An 18,611-nucleotide genomic window follows, 5' to 3' on the forward strand; every position below is an offset into this window, starting at 1 on the left:
CGCGGGCGGGCCTTAGCGCGGCTAGTTAGACCTACGCTCCGCCCAGCGGCGGAGCTCGAGCTCCAAGTCAACGGCGGCGACCATCCTGGGATAGAACTCCACCAGGGTGGTCGCCGTGCGTTCGTAGTCGGTCAGTTGCGCGGAGAAGTGATCCACCAGCACCAGCCCGCGCGCGTACGCCGCGCGCAGGGCCGCCGTGGCGGCGTCGCCGGGAAGCGCCAGCCGGATAGCCGTTGCCTCCACCAGACTCTCGACCACGACCTCGGGCCACGCGCGGTACCCACCACGGGCCGCGATCTCTCGCGCCTGGAGGAACAGCGATTCTGTTCGCTGCACCTGGTCAGGGGACTGCCCGCGGACCGGATCGAGCAGCATCCGGACGAACGGGCGCACCAGCCCAATGCGGTCCACCCCCACTGGCGATCCTGCGACAATGTAGGTGCGTTCGCCCTGCCGGATCAGGAACCCCTGGCCAGGCGCGCCGAGCAGATTTGGCAGCACCGTGATCCGCCCGCCGGGCACCGCGGCTACCCGCATGTAGTCGGCGGCGCGGCCCAGCAGCGCCGGTGCTTCCCTGCGGTGGGCCTCCAGGGCCTCGGCGTAGGCGCGCTCATGCGCCTTCCACAGGTCCGCCAGCCCAGCCTGGGCATGCAACTGCGCCAGCACCGGGCCGAGGCCGGTTAGCCCCCCTGAGGTGCCAGGAGCGGGTCCGGGCCCTGGTTCTCGCAGCCCGGGCGGGCTTGTGAGCATCAGCGCCACGGCCACGTACTGCTCGGTCGTGGCCGGTCGCTCTGCCATGAACCGCCGGACCGGATCCACCGTGCCTGCCGGTAGCCCGGCGAGCCTGGCGCGCACCGCGGCGCGCACCGATCCCGGTTCTCCGGGAGGGGCGTCGGGCGTCGTGGCCAGGATGGCCGCGAAGAGGGTGAACACGCGGGCGTCCAGGCCGACGTCTATGCGCTCGGCCAGCCGGAGCCGACCTTCACCGGCCACGCCGGTGGGCGCCATGGCTGAGAAGCTCCAGGTGTAGTCCGCCGCCAGCGGGTTGCCCTGCCGGTCCCTGGCCCGGAGCCGGACCGTGTACCGCACCCCTGGAACCAGCGGGGGATTGGGCCGTACGGTGACTGTCTTGGCGTCGTCCGACCACTGGGCAGGCCCGAACGAAAGAGAAGGTTCCGCCTTGACCTCGAGCGCATCAGGGCTCATCGGTTTGTTGAACGTCGCGGTGACCGGCGTATCCGAGGGAGCGACGGAATCCGCGGCCGGCACTACCGAAGTGACAGCCGGTGGCGTGTTCTCGGAGACGCCGGGATTGGGCAGTCCCATCAGGCCTCCGACGGAGCCGCATCCGGCCAGCAGTACGGCAGCCACCAGCACGCCCGGCAGCGTGCGAGGGCAGAAAGCAGACACGGCGCGCCTCTCCATTGGGTAGATGCTTGCATGCAGCGCGCCGCGTTTCCTCCTGCTGGGATGCCGCAGGGGCGTGGACTCGTTCCCGGGCCCAGGGTATAATTAAGGATGGCTGTGGCGGTGTAGCTCAGTTGGTTAGAGCACGCGGTTCATACCCGCGGAGTCGGGAGTTCGAGTCTCCCCGCCGCCACCACGATTGAACCGGCGGTTCCAGAGGGACCGTCGTGTTTCGCTATTATGGGTAATCCGAGGTGCACCGACCAGGTGACCCGAGCGCAGACACTCCGGATGCTGCACCGCGTGCGCCAGACGCTCCGGCGCTACCGCATGCTTTCCGGCGGCGAGACGATGGTTGTGGCGGTCTCAGGCGGGCCGGACTCAATGGCGCTGCTGCGCATTCTGTGGCGGTTGCGCGATGAGCTCTCGCTGCGGCTGCACGTCGTCACGGTAGACCACGGCATCCATCGAACCAGCAGCGCGCATGCCGCTTTCGTCCGGCGCACCGCGCGGGCCTGGGGAATCCCGGCATCGTCCGTCCGGGTGAACGCCAGATCCTGGGCGCGTCGACACCGTCTCACGCTTGAGGAGGCCGCAAGGGCCGTGCGGTACGAGGCGCTGGCGAAAGTGGCCAGGCGCATCGGTGCCTCGCACATGGCCCTGGCGCACACGGCCGACGATCAGGTGGAGACCGTGCTGCTCTGGCTCCTTCGGGGAGCGAGCGCCGGCGGGCTCGCTGGCATGCCGGCCACCAGGCAGCACAACGGGGTACGTGTGATCAGGCCCCTGCTGGATCTGTGGCGCAATGAGATCGTCGCCTACCTGGAGGCCGAGGGCGTGCCCTGCAGGACCGACCCGACAAACCGGCTGCGCGGGCCGCTTCGGAACCGCATCCGCCTGGACTTGATCCCACACCTGTCGGGGTATAACCCGGGTGTCAAAGCCGTGCTGCGGCGCCTGGCTGAACAGGCGGCCGATGACGCGGACTTGATGGACCGCCTTTCAGGGGAGGCCGGATCAAGGGCGCTCAGGCGCCGTGCGGGTGTCATTGCGATTGATGCGGCGCGGTTCGCCGCGTTGCCCGTGGCCCTGCAACGCCGGGTTGCGCACCGGGCGCTGTGTGAGGCCAGCGGGAAGATTCGGGACTTGAAGTTCGTCCATGTAGAACGTATACGCGCCATGGCTGAGGGCGGGCGGTCCGGGGAGGTGGCGGACCTGCCCGGGTTGCGAGCCGAGCGCAGGGGAGGCCGCGTCGTGCTCAGGCGTGCACGCCGCACCGGCTCCCGGCGGATGCTACAATAGAGACGCGGCGCCGCGCCGTTACGGCGACACCGCCTCGGAGGAAGTGCTGGCAGTGACGAACCGTTACATGCGCAGTCTGATCGTCTGGGCCGTGATCCTCGCGGTCGCGTTCCCCTTTGCCCTGCAACTCTGGCGCCGCACCCCGCGCGAGGAGATGTCCTACAGCGCCTTCATTGAACAGGTGCAGTCCGGGCAGGTGAGCCAGGCCGAGATCGGGGACGGGGTCGTCGTAGGGAAACTGAAGAACGGCCAGCAGTTCACCGTCTACGTGCCGCAGGGCGACACGTCGTACATAGACCTGCTGAAGGCCCGGGGCGTTGCGATCAAGGTCGAGCCCCGCTCGCGCTCGGCGCTGTGGCCGACCCTGCTGTCCACGATGCTGCCAATCCTGCTGCTGGTAGGTCTGTGGATGCTGATGCTGCGGCAGGCGCAGTCGGGCAGCAACCAGGCGATGTCGTTTGGCAAGAGCCGGGCCCGGCTGCACTCCGAGGGCAAGCCCAAGGTAACCTTCGGGGACGTGGCCGGCGTGGAGGAAGCCAAGGAAGAGCTCCAGGAGGTCATCGAGTTCCTGAAGTACCCCAAGAAGTTCCAGGCGCTGGGTGCCAAGATCCCGCGCGGCGTGCTGCTCGTGGGCCCGCCGGGCTCGGGCAAGACGTTGCTGGCCAGGGCGATCGCCGGCGAGGCCGAGGTTCCGTTCTTCTCGATCTCCGGCTCGGAGTTCGTCGAGATGTTCGTCGGCGTGGGCGCCTCCCGCGTGCGCGATCTATTTGACCAGGCCAAGAAGAACGTGCCGTGCCTGGTCTTCATTGATGAGATAGACGCGGTGGGCCGCCAGCGCGGGGCAGGGCTCGGCGGCGGGCACGACGAGCGCGAGCAGACCCTCAACCAGCTCCTGGTCGAGATGGACGGGTTCGATCCCAACAGCGGGATCATTGTGATCGCGGCTACGAACCGGCCCGACATCCTGGACCCGGCCCTGCTGCGTCCGGGGCGGTTTGACCGGCGAATCGTCGTGGACAATCCCGACACCAAGGGCCGCCGCGCCATCCTGGAGGTACACGTCAAGGGCAAGCCCATGGCCGAGGACGCGGATCTTGGCGTGCTTGCCAAGCGGACGCCCGGGTTCTCCGGCGCCGATCTGGCCAACATGGTCAACGAGGCGGCGCTGCTGGCGGCGCGGCGCGACAAGAAGAAGATCGGGGCGGCCGAGATGGACGAGGCGATAGACCGGGTGATCGCCGGACCGCAGCGCCGGAGCCGCGTCCTGACCCCGAAGGAACGCGAACTGACGGCCCACCACGAGGCAGGCCACGCGTTGCTGGCCAAGGTGATTCCAGGGGCCGACCCGCCGCATAAGGTCACGATTCTACCGCGCGGCATGGCGCTCGGATACGTGATGTTTGCGCCGCCGGAGGACAAGTACACGTACACGCGCCAGGAGATCCTGGCCCGGATCACGGTGGGGTTGGGCGGGCGCGTCGCAGAGGAGATCGTCTTCAACGAGGTCACGACCGGTGCGCAGAACGACTTCGAGGCGGCTACCGACCTCGCCCGCAAGATGGTCACGGAGTACGGCATGAGCGATAAGCTGGGCCCGCTCGCACTGGGCAAGAGGCACGGGCCGGTCTTCCTCGGCCGCGACCTGGTGGAGAGCCGCAACTACAGCGAGGAGATCGCCTACGAGATAGACAAGGAGATTCGCCGGATCATTGACGAATGCTACGGGCAGGCGCGCGCGGCCATCCTGGAGCATAGGGGCGCGCTTGACCGCATCGCGCAGGCGTTGATTGAGCACGAGAGCCTGGAAGCCGAGGATCTTGCGCGGCTGTTCGCGGGCGAGCCGCTAGCGCCGGAGGGGCCAGCGGCGACCGTGGTGCCGGAGCCGCGCGCCGAACCCGCAGCACCCGAGGCGCGCCAGAGGCCGGAGGTGCCGGTGACGCAGTTGCGGCCGAAGCCGGAGGCGTCCGGATAGGCGCGCGGGCCGCACGAGGAAGGCAGAGCATGACCCGCGAGGTCGAGGTTCCTCCCTACATCGTAGAGGCACCCGTGGTCGCGTCCCCGGCGACCACGGCCATTGTAGTAGTGGACATGCAGCACGACTTCGTCACCCCCGGGGGCGCGCTCGTGGTCCCCGATGCCGCCGGCACGGTCCCGGCCATCGCGCGGCTGCTGGCGCGGAGCCGTGCGGCCGGCACGCGCATCTTCTACACCCAGGACACGCACCGCAGCGGCGACCCTGAGTTCGCGATCTGGGGGGAGCACGCGGTCGAGGGCACCTGGGGATGGCAGATCGTGGAATCCCTGCGGCCTGTCCCCGGCGACCAGGTAGTACGGAAGCCGAGCTACGACGGGTTCTTCGAGACCTCGCTGGACCGCGACCTGCGTGCGGCCGGTATCCGGACCCTGGTAGTTTGCGGTACAGTGGCCAACATCTGCGTCCTGCACACGGCCGGGAGCGCTACGCTCCGTGGCTACAAGGTGGTCTTGCCCGTGGACGCCGTGTCGGCCATCGTACCGTTTGACCTTGAGGCGGCGATCCGCCAGGTCGCGTTTCTATATCGCGGGACGATTACCACGACCGATGCGCTGGCATGGGGACCGTGACGCCACGCGCCGTCTGCGCGGCACCAGGTCGCAAGAAAGAGAGATGAGAGAGGAGCCTTCGCGATGCGCCGATTCATTGTCGTAGGCCTGATTGTTCTTGCCCTGGCCGCGACCTCCGCGGCCCAGAGCCCGGCGGTCCGGCTCACACTCCTGTACACCAGCGAGCACCACGGAAGCGTCCTGCCGTTCGACACGCCCACTGCCAAGGGCGTCGGAGGAATGGCGGCCAGGGCCTCGCTGATCGCGCAGATCAGGGGCGAAGCCCCCAACGTGCTGCTCTTGGATTCCGGCGATATCTTGATGGGAACCGCGATGTCGTCGGTCTTCCGCGGCGAGCCCGACATCCTGGCGATGAACCTGATCGGCTACGACGCGATGGCGGCCGGCAATCACGAGTTCGACTACGGGGTCGAGCACTTTCGTCGCCTGGTGCGTCTGGCCAAGTTCCCGATCATCTCCACATCGCTCCGCGGACGCGGGCAGGAACTCACGCCGCTGTTTGTCATCAAGCACGTGGCTGGACTGCGGGTGTTGATCTTCAGCGCGATGGACGAGGAGTGGGCGGATGTCATTCACCCGAGCATTTCGCGCGACCTCGAGTACTTCGACCCGATAGGGAGCGCGCAGGGACTGATTCGAGGGCTGGGCCGGAGCGTGGACCTGGTCATAGCCCTGACCCACATGAGCAACTCGCTGGATCTGGCGCTGGCCCGCGCGGTTCCTCAGATCCACGCCATCATCGGGGGCCACACGGACGGTTTTGACGGCATGCTGACCGCCGCGGGCGGCCGGCCCGTGGATGCGATTGACAACCCGCCCACCGTCTATGTCAAGACCCACCGGTTGGGAGCCACAGTTGGGCGCCTTGATCTGGTCGTACAGGACGGCAAGGTGCGCAGGGCGTCTATCCGCAACCTGCCGGTAACCGGCGCCCTGGCCCCTGATCCGGCGGTGGCAGGCCTGGTCAAGCAGTACGAGGACAAACTCCAGGCCCGGTTCGCGGAGGTGATCGGACGGGCAGCGCTGTTCCTCGACGGTGAACGTGGAACGGTGAGGGCGCGGGAGACCAACCTGGGCAACATGATCTCCGACGCGGTCCGGGAGTTCGCGCGGACCGAGGTGGCGATCATCAACGGCGGCAACATACGCGGCTCGATCAACGAGGGGCCGATTACCCTGGGCGACGCCTTCCGGGTGCTGGCTTTCGACAACACCATCGTCGTCTTCCAGTTGACCGGCGCGCAGATTCGCGAGGCCCTGGAGAACGGCGTCAGCATGGTGGAGCAGGGGGCAGGGCGCTTTCCCCAAGTCGCCGGGATGTCCTACACGTACGAGCGGGGCCGCCCGTCCGGCCAAAGGATAGTGGAGTTGCGGATCGGCGGGCAGCCGGTGGATCCTGCCCGGCGCTACTCGGTCGCCACCAACGACTTCCTCGCCGACGGCGGCGATGGATACGCGGTCTTCAAGCTGGGAGTGCAGCGGCGGGACACGCAGATGGACCTGCGTGACCTGTTCATCGAGACGGTCCGTCGTGCCGGGGTTGTCTCGGCGCGGTTGGATGGTCGCATTACAGTCCGGTAGGACGGGCTGCGCATCGGCAAAATGCGCCACGCGGGCGCAAAGGAGGGAATCATGTCGCCACGTTTGATGGCCCAGGTGGCTGTCCTAGCGGCAGTCTACGTTGTGCTGGGGCAGGTAGTCCGGTTAATACCCAACCCGATGGTGCCCGGAGCCATTGTGGCCCTCAACATGGTCGTGGTTGTGATAGCGGGCATGCTCCTGGGGCCCGCGGCCGGTGCGTCCGTCGGGCTGATCGGTACACTCGTAAACGCCCTCAGCCCCGCGGGCAATCCCTTTGAGTGGGCCGCCATTGTCCCGCACACGGTCATGGGGTTTGTGGCCGGCCTGGCCGGCCAGCGACACCTGATCCTGGGTGCGCTGACGATCATCGTGGGCCACGCCCTCAACATCCTGGCCTTCATACTGGTGGGGCTGATCCCTGCCTCGCAGGTCGCGGTGACGATCTTCTCGGTCGGCCTGCTGGCCGAGGTGGTGATTGATGTGGCCGTGATCCTGGCGGCGGTTCCGCTCCTGCGACCGGTGGTGCGCGCCGTCTTGCCCTCCCGGTAGCCCAGCCCCGCGGGCTCGCGCAGCAGGGAGTCCGGTCTCGGGGTGGAATAGACTGCTGGTCTGCCGACGGAGGTGTCAGGTGTGAGCATGCGGCCCAAGAATCTTGCGCGCAAGACCGGCATCAATCTAGTACCAATCTTGATCTACATAGGCGTGGCCGTGGTCGTGGCGGCCGGGATGTACGCCTGGGACGTGAAGTACCGCAGGGACGAGGAGGCCAGGCGGCGTCCCCCTCCGCCGGAGGTCATCGCCAAGAACTTGGTTGAGAACATCGTCGGCTCCGACACCGTTCGAGATGTTAAGGTGGATCAAGAGAAGAAGACGATCACGGTGACCTTCGGCTCGGTCCTGTTCAAGCCGGAGAAACGCAAGAAGGACCTGCGCGAGCTGCTGGAGGCCGAGGCGACACTGGCCACCCAGGCCGTTCTGATGCAGATGCGCGAGTACGGCCAGGTGAACGCCGTCCTCATGAGCCAGGGCAAGACCCTGGCGGTTGCCGAGGCAGTCCGTGGCAAGGACAAGATCTCTATCAACTTCGTGGACGAAAGGTTGAAGGACTAGCGGAGCGGCACGCGTGCTCGTCCGCCTGGGTGGGACGCTGACCATCGGCGATGTCGTCGCCGTGGCCGAGGGCCGTGCACAGGTTGAGGTGCCCGACAGCGCGCGGGAAGCCCTCGCCAAGGCCCGTGCTCAGGTTGACCGCATAGTTGCCGCGGGAACTCCGGTCTACGCCATCACCACGGGCGTCGGGAAACTGGCTTCGGTTCCTGTCTCACGCGAGGACGCCGACCGCCTGCAGCTCAACATCATCCGCAGCCACGCCGCCGGCGTTGGGTCGCCTGCCCCGACCGGCGTGGTGCGTGCCATGATGCTGCTGCGTGCGCACGGTTTGGCGCTGGGACACTCGGGCGTCCGGCCGGAGGCAGTGGACCTACTGGCGGCGTTCCTCAACCGCCGCATCCACCCCATCGTTCCCGAGCAGGGATCGGTCGGCGCCAGCGGCGACCTGGCGCCCTTGGCGCACCTGGCGCTTGCGCTGATCGGCGAGGGCGAGGTCTCTGTGGAAGGCGAGCGCCTTGCCGCGAGAGTCGCGCTCGAGAGGAACGGACTGCGGCCGCTCTGCCTTCGCGCGAAGGAAGGGGTGGCCCTGGTCAACGGGACGCAGTTCATGACAGGGTGGGGAGCCCTGACCGTCCACCTTGCACTCCGGCTCTGCGCCGCGGCCGATGCCGTGGGCGCCATGACGCTGGAGGCGCTGCGGGGCAGTTCTGCTGCGCTTGATCCACGGCTCCACCGGTTGCGCCCTCATCCCGGACAGCAGGCCAGCGCGGAGAACGTGCGACGCGTGATCGCGGGAAGCGCGCTGGTGGACAGCGTTCCCGCGCGCGTTCAGGACGCCTACAGTCTGCGGTGCATACCCCAGGTGCACGGGGCGGTGCGCGACGCCGTGACCTACGCCGCCGGCGTGGTGGGGGTAGAGCTGAACGCGGTAACCGATAACCCGCTCCTGTTCCCGGAGGAGGATCTGGTTCTCTCGGGCGGCAACTTCCACGGCCAGCCGGTTGCGGTGGCGATGGACTTCCTGGCCGTGGCGCTGGCCGGTCTGGGCACGATGTGCGAGCGAAGGGTGGAACGGCTGCTGAACCCGGCGCTGAGCGGGTTGCCCGCGTTCCTTTCCACTGACGGCGGCCTTCGATCAGGGTTGATGCTGACCCAGTATACGGCCGCTGCGCTTGTCTCGGAGAACAAGGTGCTGGCCCACCCGGCCAGCGCCGACAGTATTCCGACCTCCGCGAATCAGGAAGACCACGTGAGCATGGGTGCCACCGCTGCACGCAAGGCGGCCACGGTGGTGGCCCATCTCGAGCAGGTTGTGGCGATCGAGCTGCTGTGCGCGGCCCAGGCCCTCGAGTTCCGCGGCGCCGCGGAGATGGGACTCGGTACCGCAGCCGGCCACGCCGTGTTGCGGGAGACCGTTCCTGCGCTCGACGACGACCGCGTGCTGGCCCCGGACATCGAGGCGGCCACGGTGCTCGTGCGCAGCGGGCGCCTGCTGGAGGCGGTCGAGCGCGCAGTCGGGGTGCTCAGGTGAAGCGGGTCATCCGCGCGCCTCGCGGCACCTCGCTCTCCTGCCGTGGGTGGCCACAGGAAGCGGCGCTGCGCATGCTGATGAACAACTTGGATCCCGAGGTGGCCGAGAAGCCGGACGACCTTATTGTATACGGCGGAACCGGGAAGGCCGCCCGGAGCTGGGCGGCGTTTGACGCGCTGACCTCTGCCCTGCGCGCGCTGGGCGACGACGAGACGCTACTGGTGCAGTCGGGCAAGCCCGTGGGCGCTTTTCGCACGCACGCATGGGCTCCACGCGTCGTAATCAGCAACGCCATGCTTGTGCCGGCATGGGCCACCTGGGAGCGGTTCTGGGAGTACGAAGCCCAGGGCTTGACGATGTACGGGCAGATGACCGCCGGCTCCTGGATCTACATAGGGACGCAAGGCATCCTGCAGGGTACCTACGAAACGTTCGCGGAGGTTGCGCGCCAGCATTTCGGCGGAACCCTGCGCGGCCGGTTGGTCCTGACCGCCGGGCTGGGGGGCATGGGCGGGGCTCAGCCGATGGCAGTCACCATGAACGAGGGTGTGGCGCTCGTAGTCGAGGCCGATCCGGCCCGTATTCACAGGCGCAAGTCGCAGGGTTGGGTGGACCGGGCAACGGACTCGCTGGATGAGGCGCTGCGCTGGTGCCGCGCTGCGAGGCATGCAGGGCAACCCCTGTCGGTGGCCCTGCTGGGCAATGCCAGTGAGATCTTGCCCGAGGTCCTCCGGCGGGGGGTGCCCGTGGATGTGGTGACAGACCAGACCTCGGCACACGACCCCCTGGAGGGGTACATCCCTTCTGGGGTCAGCGCCGAGGAGGCGCCAGGAGTGCGACGACAGGATCCCGCGGGCTACGTTGCACGGTCGCGGGCCTCGATGGCCTGCCACTGCGAGGCGATGGTGGGCCTGCTGCGGTCCGGCGCGGTGGTCTTCGACTACGGCAACAACCTCCGCGGCCAGGCGCGCGAGGGCGGTTTCGCGGACGCCTTCGCCTATCCGGGATTCGTGCAGGCCTATGTTCGGCCCCTGTTCTGCGAGGGAAAGGGGCCTTTCCGCTGGGTGGCGATCTCCGGTGAACCCGCGGACATCGCGGCCACCGATGCCGCGATTCTTGATCTGTTCCCCGACAATCAGGGACTCGCGCGATGGATCCGCCTTGCCGGAGATCGGGTACCATTCCAGGGCCTGCCGGCGCGGATCTGCTGGCTGGGATACGGAGAGCGTGCGCAGGCAGGCCTGGCGTTCAACGATCTGGTTCGTGCCGGCCAGGTGGCCGCCCCGATCGTCATCGGGCGCGATCACCTGGACGCGGGTTCGGTCGCCTCGCCGCTGCGCGAGACCGAGGGGATGCTGGACGGCTCAGACGCCATCGCCGACTGGCCGATCCTGAACGCGCTGGTAAACACCTGTGCGGGCGCGACATGGGTCTCAGTGCACCACGGCGGGGGCGTGGGCATCGGCTACTCGATCCACGCCGGACAGGTCAGCGTGGCCGACGGCACCGACCTGGCCGCGCAGAAGCTCGAGCGCGTGCTGACGACCGATCCGGGTACCGGAGTTCTGCGTCACGCCGACGCCGGCTACCCTGCGGCGCTGGAGGCGGCCGTTCGTTGGGGCCTGCGCCTGCCCGGCGCCTCCTAGCCCGCGGCAGGAGTCCCCCGACGGAGGGTGAATCTGCCAGAGACCGTCGTTCCGCCACGGAGGTCCAGATGCTTGCGCTGAACTTCTACTCGACCGTGTTCGCCGATGCCCTGCGCCACGGCGTGAAGACGGCGACGATCCGGCTGGGTGACAAGAGCGACAAGTACTGCGACGGCCAGGTCGTCTGGATCACGGTTGGCCGCAGGTTCGGCACCCGCCGAAAGATCTTCGCCGCCGTCATTGACCGGGTTGAACTGAAGCGACTCGCCGAGGTTACGCCGCGCGAGATCGAGCGTGACAACCCTCAACTGCGGCGGCATGAGGACCTTGTGGAGTTCCTCTCCAAGATCTACGGTCGTCCGGTGACGCTTGATGACGAGGTCACCGTGATCCACTTCTCGCGGGTGGAGGAGGGCGAGGGCCTCCCACCCATGGACGTCTAGCTCAGGACAAACCGGGCAGATACGCCATCCGTCAGAAACAAGGCAGCCCCAGCCCGCCAGAACTCCGTCCCGGCATCATGCGCACGCCGGCTGAGGACCACCACCACTACCGGATCGGTCAGATGCCGGCGCGCCACCTCGGCAGCCGCCTGAGGCGTCGTGGAGAGGTGCACAAATCTCCTCTCCCTGGGGCGCAGGCCGGTTTCGCGGATCGTGGCGGCATTGGCCGCCGAGGTGCCGAGGTACAACCACTCAGGGGGCAGCGCTGCCTCTCCGGGTTGCTCGACCGAGACTGTGTGGCCATATCGAGCGCGGATCCGGCCATCGCTCAGCTCGTACCGCCTGGGATCGGCCACCGCCAGTGCCACAAGGTCATCTGCGCACAGGGACTCCCATCCCGGCTGCGTGCTCAGCGCCTCGGCCAGCGCCTCTATCTGGACGAAGCCTCCGCTGTCCAGCGCGATTCCAACCTCGTCGGGACGGTGACGCAGCACGAGGGCAGCCAGCCGGCTGAGCCGTGCCAGCTTCTGGTGGCGGCTGTTGTGTCGTTCGTGACCAGGGGACGGCATCGTGGCTTACCTACTAGTTGGCCGTCGGGTCTAGGAGAACCTGCCGGCACGACGAAGCATTTCACGATATGACGCCAGGAGGTGCATTCGTGGCCGGGCGGCTGGTCGAGTGTGTGCCAAACATCAGCGAGGGGCGGCGGGGTGACGTCATTGACGCGGTGGTCGACGCGGTGCGCCGCACTCCGGGGGTGAGGGTTCTCAACGTTCAGTCGGACGAGAGCCACAACCGGACCGTGATCACCTTTGTGGGGGAAGGTGAGGCGGTGGCCCGGGCGGCCCTGGCCCTGGTCGAGAAGGCGGTGGAGCTGATTGACCTGCGCCAGCACCACGGTGAGCACCCGCGTCTGGGCGCAGTTGACGTGATCCCGTTCGTGCCTCTGGGCGAAACCGCGATCGAGGAATGCGTCGGCCTGGCACGGTGGCTCGGCGAGCAGATCTGGGCAACCCTGCGGCTTCCGGTCTACCTGTATGCCGCCGCGGCGACCGCGGCGCACCGGGTCCGCCTGCCCGATATTCGCAAGGGCGAGTTCGAGGGACTGGCGGAGAAGATGCTCCGGGACGGTTGGGCGCCGGACATCGGTGATCCCCGTCCGCACCCAAGCGCCGGCGCGGTCGTCGTGGGCGCCCGATTCCCGCTCATCGCGTACAACATCAACCTCCGCACCACCGACGTGGAGATCGCGCGAGCAGTGGCGCGCGCTGTGCGCGGGTCCAGCGGCGGGCTGGCCAACGTCCAGGCCCTGGGTGTCGTCGCGGCGTCCGGTCTGGCGCAGGTAACGATCAATATCCTGGACGCGTCCAAGACGCCGATGGCCAGGATCTTCGACCTCGTGCGCGTTGAAGCGGAGAGGTACGGCGTTGAGATTGCCGAGAGCGAGGTCGTGGGGCTCGTACCGCTGGACGCAGTTGTGGACGCGGCCCGAGCCCACCTCCGCATGCACAGCTTCGATCGCGGGCAGATTCTAGAGGTGCGCCTGCTGGAGTAGACGGTCTGATGCTCTCCGCCGACCTCATTGTCGAGCATGCCTCGGAACTGATCACGCTCGCGGGTCACCAGGACGGTCCGCGCACCGGCGGGGCGCTGCTGGACCTCGGCCTGATCGCGGACGGAGCAGTGGCCGCATCCGAGAGCCGAATCGTGGCGGTCGGCCCCACGCCGCAGGTGCGCGACCTAATCCGGCTCGAACCCGCATCCACCGTCGTGGACGCACGGGGGTGCGTGGTGCTCCCGGGATTCGTGGATCCACACACGCACCTGGTCTTTGCCGGAGACCGCACGGACGAGTTCGAGATGCGGCTGCGCGGGGCGACCTATCAGGAGATCGCCGCTGCCGGAGGCGGTATCCTGCGTACGGTCGAGGCGACGAGGAGCGCCGACGAGGAGACACTGGTGCGGCTCGGCAAGGCGCGACTGGATCGGATGCTGCTGTGCGGCACGACCACCGCCGAGGTCAAGAGCGGGTACGGGCTGTCGGTGAGGGATGAGGTCAGGCAGCTGCGCGCGATCCGGCGGCTCTCCCAGATGCACCAGGTGGGCCTGATCCCCACGGTTCTGGCGGCCCACGCCGTGCCCGAGGAGTTCCGCGGAAATCCCGACGGGTACGTCGCCGAGATCATCGGGCAGATCCTGCCGGCGGCCGCGAAGGAGGGCCTGGCGGAGTTCTGCGACGTGTTCTGCGACGAGGGCGCGTTCACGCCCGACCAGGCGCGGGCCGTCTTGAGAGCAGGCGTCGAGATGGGGCTGGCTCCCAAGATCCACGCGGACGAGCTCTCCGACCAGGGCGGCGCAGCCCTGGCGGCAGAGGTCGGAGCGATATCGGCGGACCACCTGCTCTATTCCTCTGAGGCCGGCCTTGCGGCGATGGCCCGCAGAGGCACGGTGGCCGTCCTGCTGCCGACCACCGCGTTCTTCCTGGGGCTGCCCTACGCCGATGCCCGCAGGATGATCGAGATGGGTGTGCCCGTGGCCCTGGCGAGCGACTTCAACCCGGGTTCGTCGCCCACATGGGCGATGCCCGCGGTGATCTCCCTGGCCTGCGTCGGCATGAAGATGCTTCCCGCCGAGGCGGTTGCGGCGGCCACGATCAACGCGGCCTGGGCCGTTGGCAGGGCGCGCGACGTCGGCAGCCTGGAGCCCGGCAAGTCGGCGGATGTGCTCGTGCTGGAGGTTCCCGACTATCGGGAGCTGGCCATGCACATCGGTGCGCCGATCGTGCGCACGGTGATCAAGCGCGGCCGCGTGGCGATCCAGTGACCATCCGCACCAGCCAGCCGAGGGCCCGGCAGCACACCCTGCTTCCCCCTGAACCGCGCGGATGGATGATCGCCGTGGAAGGGCCCATCGGGGTGGGCAAGACCACGCTGGCACGGCGCCTGGCAGAGCGCATGGGCGCGGAGTTGCTCCTGGAGGTCGTGGAGGAGAACCCCTTTCTGCACGGCTTCTACCAGGACATCCGCGGCCGGGCGTTCCCGACCCAGCTGTTCTTTCTTCTGAGCCGCCACCGTCAGCAGCGGTCCGCGCTGGGCCGGCTCGCCGCCGGAGGGCTGGTGGTTTCCGACTACATGTTTGCCAAGGACCGGCTGTTCGCCTCGCTGACCCTCGATGCCCCCGAGCTCGCGCTCTACGAGACCGTGTACGAGCTCATCGCCCCGCAGGTGCCGGAGCCCGACGTGGTGGTCTACCTGAGGGCCACGCAGGACACGCTCCTTCGGCGCATCGCCGCTCGTGGACGGCCCTTCGAGCGCGCCCTCGGCCCGGCGTACCTGGCACGCCTGGCCGAGGCGTACGATGCATACTTCGAGCGGTTCGACGGGGCGCCGGTGATAACGGTGGACACCGATGCCCTGGATCTGCTGCACGAGACCGGGCTGGCGCGGGTCGTGGGCGCCGTCGCCGAGGTGCGAGCATGAAGTGGTTTGTGGCGATGAGCGGCAACATCGGCTCTGGTAAGTCCACCCTGACCACGCTGCTGTGCCAGCGGCTGGGATGGCAGCCCTACTACGAGGTCGTGGACGAGAACCCGTATCTTCCGGACTTCTACGCCGACATGGCCCGGTGGAGCTTCCACCTCCAAGTGTTCTTCCTTTCGCGCAGGTTCCGGCACCACCAGGAGATCCTGCAGGCAGGGCACGCCGTGATCCAGGACCGCACGATCTACGAGGATGTGGAGATCTTCGCACGCAACCTGTACCTGCAGGGACTGATGGACGAGCGCGATTTTCGGGCCTACCACGACCTGTTCCAGACAATGGTTGGGTTCCTTCGGCCTCCCGACCTGGTGATCTACCTGCGAGCGCCGGTGGAAGTGCTGCTGGAACGGATCAGGGCCCGCTCGCGCGACTTCGAGCGGAAGATCCCGGCCGACTACCTGGCCCAACTCAACGAGCGCTACGAGGAGTGGGTCGCGCGCTTCACCCTGTGTCCGGTGTTGGAGGTGGACGCCGCCGCGCTCGCCCTTGACGACATTGACGGACTGATCGTCCAGATGCAGCAGCGCCTCTCGTCTCTCTTCCCCCTGGGCGATGCGCGGCCGTGACCGTCTCGGCTGAGTCAGTACCGGCCGGCCACCTGGGACGGCCTTTCATTTGGGTAGGCGAACTGGGGTCCACCAACGATCTGGCACGGCTGCTGGCGGGTGCCGGGTGTCCAGAGGGCGCCGTCGTCGTGGCGGATCGGCAGACACGCGGGCGCGGGCGCCAGGGGCGGGCGTGGGCATCGCCGGCGGGTGGTCTGTGGTGTTCAATACTACTGTACCCCTCTGTGGATTCGCCACGGGGCCTCCTGAGCATGGCCGTGGCCGTGGCGGTTGCCCAGACGGTCGAGCAGTTCGTCCCGGGGCCGGCAGGGATACGGTGGCCCAACGACATCGTGATCGCAGGCAGGAAGGTGGCTGGGATCCTGCTCGAGGCCGCAGGCGCGGCTGTGGTGGCCGGAATTGGGATAAACGTGGGCATCGAATTGCAGGCGATGCCTCCTGAGGTGGCCGCAATCGCCGGGTCGCTCCACCTGATCGCCGGCCACCCTATCGAGAGGCGTGCCGTGCTCGATGCACTGCTCGCCCGCCTGGCAGACTGCTACTCTGCATGGGCCGCCGGCGGGGACGCCGTGAGCGACGCCTGGGGCTCCCGCGACCTGCTGCGTGGGAAGCCCATTGCCGTGCTGCAGTCGGGTCAGGGGATCGAGGGCGTCGCGGAAGGGATAGACCGTGAGGGTGCCCTCAGGATCCGCACGGCCTCCGGAGCCGTCCGGCCAATGGTGGCCGGCGACGTGATTCAGGTCCTGGGGCCGGAGGATCCGTCAGGGTGACAGGAAACGCGGTCTCCGCGTCAAAATACCCCTACTCATGAAGTCCGAACGACACGTGGTCAGCGTCAGTCTCGGTTCCAGCAGCGGGGATCATCGGGTCGAGACCGTGCTCCTGGGCCATCCGTTCATCATCGAACGGATAGGCACCGGCGGCGACTACCGGCTGTTCTGCCAGAAGATACGCGAACTGGACGGCAAGGTGGACGCCATCGGCATCGGCGGTATCAACCTGACGCTCGTGGCGGGTCGCCGCAAGTACTACATCCGCGATGCCGTACGCGCGGTCGAGGGGATGCGCACGCCGGTCGTGGACGGGGGAGGCATCAAGAACAGCTGGGAGCGCCACCTGATCCAGCACATCCTTCCCGAGGAGGTAGGGCTGACGCTGCGGGGCAGGCGAGTGCTTCTGGTGGCATCGGTGGACAGGTACGGCATGGCAGAGGCGCTTGTGGAGGTTGGAGCGGACGTGGTCTTTGGTGATCTGATGTTTGGATTGGGCGTTCCCATCGGCCTGCGCGGGCTCGCCACGATCAGGGTGCTGGCAGCGATCTTGCTACCCGTGCTGACCCGAGGGCCGTTCACGTGGCTCTACCCGACGGGCAAGAAGCAGGACCAGGTGACACCGAAGTTCGGGCGGGCCTATCGGTGGGCCGAGGTGATCGCCGGAGATTCGCATCTTATCCAGCGGTTCATGCCTGACGACCTGACCGGGAAGACCATCATCACCAACACCATCACCGCTGCCGGAGTGGAGGCATTTCGGAGCAGGCGCGCCGCGCTGCTGGTTACCACGACGCCCGAGATGGAAGGACGTTCCTTCGCCACCAACGTCCTGGAGGCGATCGTGGTCGCGCTTTCGGGCCTGCGCCCAGAACAGCTCGGCCCTGCAGACTACCTCGATTGGATCCGGCGTGCAGGGCTCAGGCCCCGCGTCGAGCGGCTGGCCTGAGGCCCCTGGGCGCGGAACATGGCCCGCGAGACCCGACGCTTCGCCTTCGTGGTTCACCCCCTGGTGGCGAGGGACTTCGTTCGGAAGTACCCGATTGCCCGCCTGGTGCCCGATTCGGTGCTAGAGCGGATCGGCGGATGGATGAAGCCGCTGGTCGCATCGCACATCACCGGCGTTCGCTCGGCCACCGGCGTGGAGGCAGAAGGATGGTTCATCGGCCTTCCGATGACCTCGTCGCTGCTCCTGCGTTCGGATCCCGAGGCCGTCTACCGCAAACTCGTGGCCTGCGGGCACCTGGCCGAGTCGCTGGGCGCGGGCATCATGGGCCTGGGAGCATATACTAAGGTCATCGGAGACCGCGGGGTGACGGTGGCCGAGCGGCTGGGCCTGCCGGTGACCACGGGCAACAGCTACACGGCGGCCACCGCGGTGGAGAGCTCGCTGCTGGCCGCGGAGGAGATGGGGAAGGCGCCGCGGGCGGCGCACGCCGTGGTGGTCGGCGCCACCGGCTCGATTGGAGCGGTGTGCAGCCGTATACTGGCCAGGCACGTGGGTTCCCTGTTGCTGGTGGCCCGCAACTTCGACCTGCTCAACGGGCTGGCGGAGCGCATTCGTGCCGAATCCGGGACGGACGTTGGGGTTACCTCGGACGTCCATGCCGCGGTGCGGCAGGCCGATCTGCTCCTGGCGGTGTCCGCTTCGCCCGAGGTCCTGATCGAGCCCGAGGACCTTCGCCCGGGGGCAGTCGTGTGCGACGTGGCACGTCCCAGGAACGTCTCGCGGAAGGTCTGCGAGCGGCGTGACGACGTGCTCGTCTTCGACGGAGGGGTGATAAAGATCCCGGGCGAGCCCGATTTCGGCATTGACTTCGGGTTCCCGCCGGGGCTCGGCGAGGCGTGCATGGCCGAGACGATGGTGCTGGCCCTGGAAGGCAGGCTTGAGGACTACACGCTGGGCCGTGACCTTTCCTGCGAGCAGGTGGATGAGATCGCGGAGATGGCGCGCAGGCACGGGTTCTCGATAGCGGGGTTCAGGCGGTTTGAGCGGGCGATCTCGCCGGAGGAGATCGCATCCATCAGGGATGCGGTGGCAAGACGCGCTGCGCCCGCTTGACCGGATGTCCCCGTGGGGGTATGCTTGTATGTAGCAACCTCCGACCGCCG

General features: G+C 67.8%; 18 protein-coding genes and 1 tRNA gene. 17 read left to right on the forward strand and 2 right to left on the reverse strand.

Going from position 1 to position 18,611, the window contains the following annotated elements:
• Positions 1-21: 21 nt before the first annotated feature.
• Positions 22-1,425 carry a hypothetical protein gene (locus tag FJX73_09865; GenBank protein MBM3471079.1) on the reverse strand — a complete coding sequence of 468 codons (1,404 nt, stop codon included), beginning with the start codon at positions 1,423-1,425 and terminating at the stop codon, positions 22-24.
• Positions 1,426-1,526: 101 nt separating this feature from the next.
• Here FJX73_09865 and FJX73_09870 point away from each other — a divergent pair.
• The 10 genes from FJX73_09870 to FJX73_09915 all read left to right on the forward strand — a co-directional run bounded on the left by FJX73_09870 (position 1,527) and on the right by FJX73_09915 (position 11,624).
• Positions 1,527-1,603: transfer RNA gene (locus tag FJX73_09870), tRNA-Met, on the forward strand.
• Between the two features lie 44 nt (positions 1,604-1,647).
• Positions 1,648-2,709, forward strand: coding sequence for a tRNA lysidine(34) synthetase TilS (tilS, locus tag FJX73_09875; protein MBM3471080.1), 1,062 nt, complete (start codon positions 1,648-1,650; stop codon positions 2,707-2,709).
• A 67-nt stretch (positions 2,710-2,776) separates the two neighbouring features.
• On the forward strand, positions 2,777-4,681 hold the full coding sequence (locus FJX73_09880) for an ATP-dependent metallopeptidase FtsH/Yme1/Tma family protein (GenBank protein ID MBM3471081.1): 1,905 nt from the start codon (positions 2,777-2,779) through the stop codon (positions 4,679-4,681).
• A 29-nt stretch (positions 4,682-4,710) separates the two neighbouring features.
• Positions 4,711-5,313 (forward strand): cysteine hydrolase, encoded by a 603-nt coding sequence (locus FJX73_09885; protein MBM3471082.1) that lies wholly within the window; start codon positions 4,711-4,713, stop codon positions 5,311-5,313.
• Positions 5,314-5,376: 63 nt separating this feature from the next.
• Entirely contained in the window at positions 5,377-6,894 is a 1,518-nt protein-coding gene (locus tag FJX73_09890; GenBank protein ID MBM3471083.1) for a hypothetical protein, read from the forward strand.
• A gap of 21 nt (positions 6,895-6,915) precedes the next feature.
• Positions 6,916-7,443: an ECF transporter S component gene (locus tag FJX73_09895; protein MBM3471084.1), complete on the forward strand. Its 528-nt coding sequence runs from the start codon at positions 6,916-6,918 to the stop codon at positions 7,441-7,443.
• Between the two features lie 81 nt (positions 7,444-7,524).
• Positions 7,525-8,004, forward strand: coding sequence for a hypothetical protein (locus FJX73_09900; protein ID MBM3471085.1), 480 nt, complete (start codon positions 7,525-7,527; stop codon positions 8,002-8,004).
• Between the two features lie 13 nt (positions 8,005-8,017).
• Entirely contained in the window at positions 8,018-9,535 is a 1,518-nt protein-coding gene (hutH, locus tag FJX73_09905; protein MBM3471086.1) for a histidine ammonia-lyase, read from the forward strand.
• Positions 9,532-11,181 (forward strand): urocanate hydratase, encoded by a 1,650-nt coding sequence (gene hutU / locus FJX73_09910; protein MBM3471087.1) that lies wholly within the window; start codon positions 9,532-9,534, stop codon positions 11,179-11,181. Before hutH ends, hutU begins: the two co-directional genes overlap by 4 nt.
• A 68-nt stretch (positions 11,182-11,249) precedes the next feature.
• Positions 11,250-11,624 carry an ASCH domain-containing protein gene (locus FJX73_09915; protein MBM3471088.1) on the forward strand — a complete coding sequence of 125 codons (375 nt, stop codon included), beginning with the start codon at positions 11,250-11,252 and terminating at the stop codon, positions 11,622-11,624.
• On the opposite strand, the gene FJX73_09920 is transcribed toward FJX73_09915, so the two are convergent.
• Positions 11,621-12,193, reverse strand: coding sequence for an RNA 2'-phosphotransferase (locus FJX73_09920; protein MBM3471089.1), 573 nt, complete (start codon positions 12,191-12,193; stop codon positions 11,621-11,623). The genes FJX73_09915 and FJX73_09920 overlap by 4 nt on opposite strands.
• Positions 12,194-12,261: 68 nt before the next feature.
• Between FJX73_09920 and ftcD the strand changes: the two genes are divergently transcribed.
• The 7 genes from ftcD (at position 12,262) to FJX73_09955 (ending at position 18,561) form a co-directional block, all read left to right on the forward strand.
• Positions 12,262-13,179, forward strand: coding sequence for a glutamate formimidoyltransferase (gene ftcD, locus FJX73_09925; protein ID MBM3471090.1), 918 nt, complete (start codon positions 12,262-12,264; stop codon positions 13,177-13,179).
• Between the two features lie 8 nt (positions 13,180-13,187).
• Positions 13,188-14,447, forward strand: coding sequence for an imidazolonepropionase (locus FJX73_09930; GenBank protein ID MBM3471091.1), 1,260 nt, complete (start codon positions 13,188-13,190; stop codon positions 14,445-14,447).
• 65 nt (positions 14,448-14,512) lie between these two features.
• The gene (locus FJX73_09935; protein ID MBM3471092.1) at positions 14,513-15,103 is read left to right on the forward strand and encodes a deoxynucleoside kinase; all 591 of its coding nucleotides are present in this window, start codon (positions 14,513-14,515) and stop codon (positions 15,101-15,103) included.
• Complete coding sequence (locus tag FJX73_09940) at positions 15,100-15,729, forward strand: deoxynucleoside kinase (protein ID MBM3471093.1); 630 nt, start codon at positions 15,100-15,102, stop codon at positions 15,727-15,729. Before FJX73_09935 ends, FJX73_09940 begins: the two co-directional genes overlap by 4 nt.
• Complete coding sequence (locus tag FJX73_09945) at positions 15,726-16,499, forward strand: biotin--[acetyl-CoA-carboxylase] ligase (protein MBM3471094.1); 774 nt, start codon at positions 15,726-15,728, stop codon at positions 16,497-16,499. The genes FJX73_09940 and FJX73_09945 overlap by 4 nt, the downstream gene beginning before the upstream one ends.
• Before the next feature lie 37 nt (positions 16,500-16,536).
• A complete protein-coding gene (locus FJX73_09950) occupies positions 16,537-17,448 on the forward strand; it encodes a quinate 5-dehydrogenase (GenBank protein MBM3471095.1) in 912 nt (303 codons plus the stop codon).
• An 18-nt stretch (positions 17,449-17,466) separates the two neighbouring features.
• Positions 17,467-18,561, forward strand: coding sequence for a shikimate dehydrogenase (locus FJX73_09955; GenBank protein MBM3471096.1), 1,095 nt, complete (start codon positions 17,467-17,469; stop codon positions 18,559-18,561).
• Positions 18,562-18,611 lie beyond the last annotated feature (50 nt).

The organism is Armatimonadota bacterium, assembly GCA_016869025.1.
In the GTDB taxonomy this organism is placed as follows: Bacteria; Sysuimicrobiota; Sysuimicrobiia; order Sysuimicrobiales; family Humicultoraceae; genus VGFA01.

Bases quoted from the DNA above. Each gene is read 5' to 3' on its own strand.
- FJX73_09880 (MBM3471081.1), top strand. From the start codon at position 2,777: ATGCGCAGTCTGATCGTCTGGGCCGTGATCCTCGCGGTCGCGTTCCCC.
- FJX73_09895 (MBM3471084.1), top strand. From the start codon at position 6,916: ATGCGCCACGCGGGCGCAAAGGAGGGAATCATGTCGCCACGTTTGATG.
- FJX73_09950 (MBM3471095.1), top strand. From the start codon at position 16,537: ATGAAGTCCGAACGACACGTGGTCAGCGTCAGTCTCGGTTCCAGCAGC.
- FJX73_09885 (MBM3471082.1), top strand. From the start codon at position 4,711: ATGACCCGCGAGGTCGAGGTTCCTCCCTACATCGTAGAGGCACCCGTG.
- FJX73_09915 (MBM3471088.1), top strand. From the start codon at position 11,250: ATGCTTGCGCTGAACTTCTACTCGACCGTGTTCGCCGATGCCCTGCGC.
- FJX73_09920 (MBM3471089.1), bottom strand. From the start codon at position 12,193: ATGCCGTCCCCTGGTCACGAACGACACAACAGCCGCCACCAGAAGCTG.
- FJX73_09940 (MBM3471093.1), top strand. From the start codon at position 15,100: ATGAAGTGGTTTGTGGCGATGAGCGGCAACATCGGCTCTGGTAAGTCC.
- FJX73_09935 (MBM3471092.1), top strand. From the start codon at position 14,513: ATGATCGCCGTGGAAGGGCCCATCGGGGTGGGCAAGACCACGCTGGCA.
- FJX73_09955 (MBM3471096.1), top strand. From the start codon at position 17,467: ATGGCCCGCGAGACCCGACGCTTCGCCTTCGTGGTTCACCCCCTGGTG.
- FJX73_09890 (MBM3471083.1), top strand. From the start codon at position 5,377: ATGCGCCGATTCATTGTCGTAGGCCTGATTGTTCTTGCCCTGGCCGCG.
- FJX73_09930 (MBM3471091.1), top strand. From the start codon at position 13,188: ATGCTCTCCGCCGACCTCATTGTCGAGCATGCCTCGGAACTGATCACG.
- FJX73_09865 (MBM3471079.1), bottom strand. From the start codon at position 1,425: ATGGAGAGGCGCGCCGTGTCTGCTTTCTGCCCTCGCACGCTGCCGGGC.
- ftcD (MBM3471090.1), top strand. From the start codon at position 12,262: ATGACGCCAGGAGGTGCATTCGTGGCCGGGCGGCTGGTCGAGTGTGTG.
- tilS (MBM3471080.1), top strand. From the start codon at position 1,648: ATGGGTAATCCGAGGTGCACCGACCAGGTGACCCGAGCGCAGACACTC.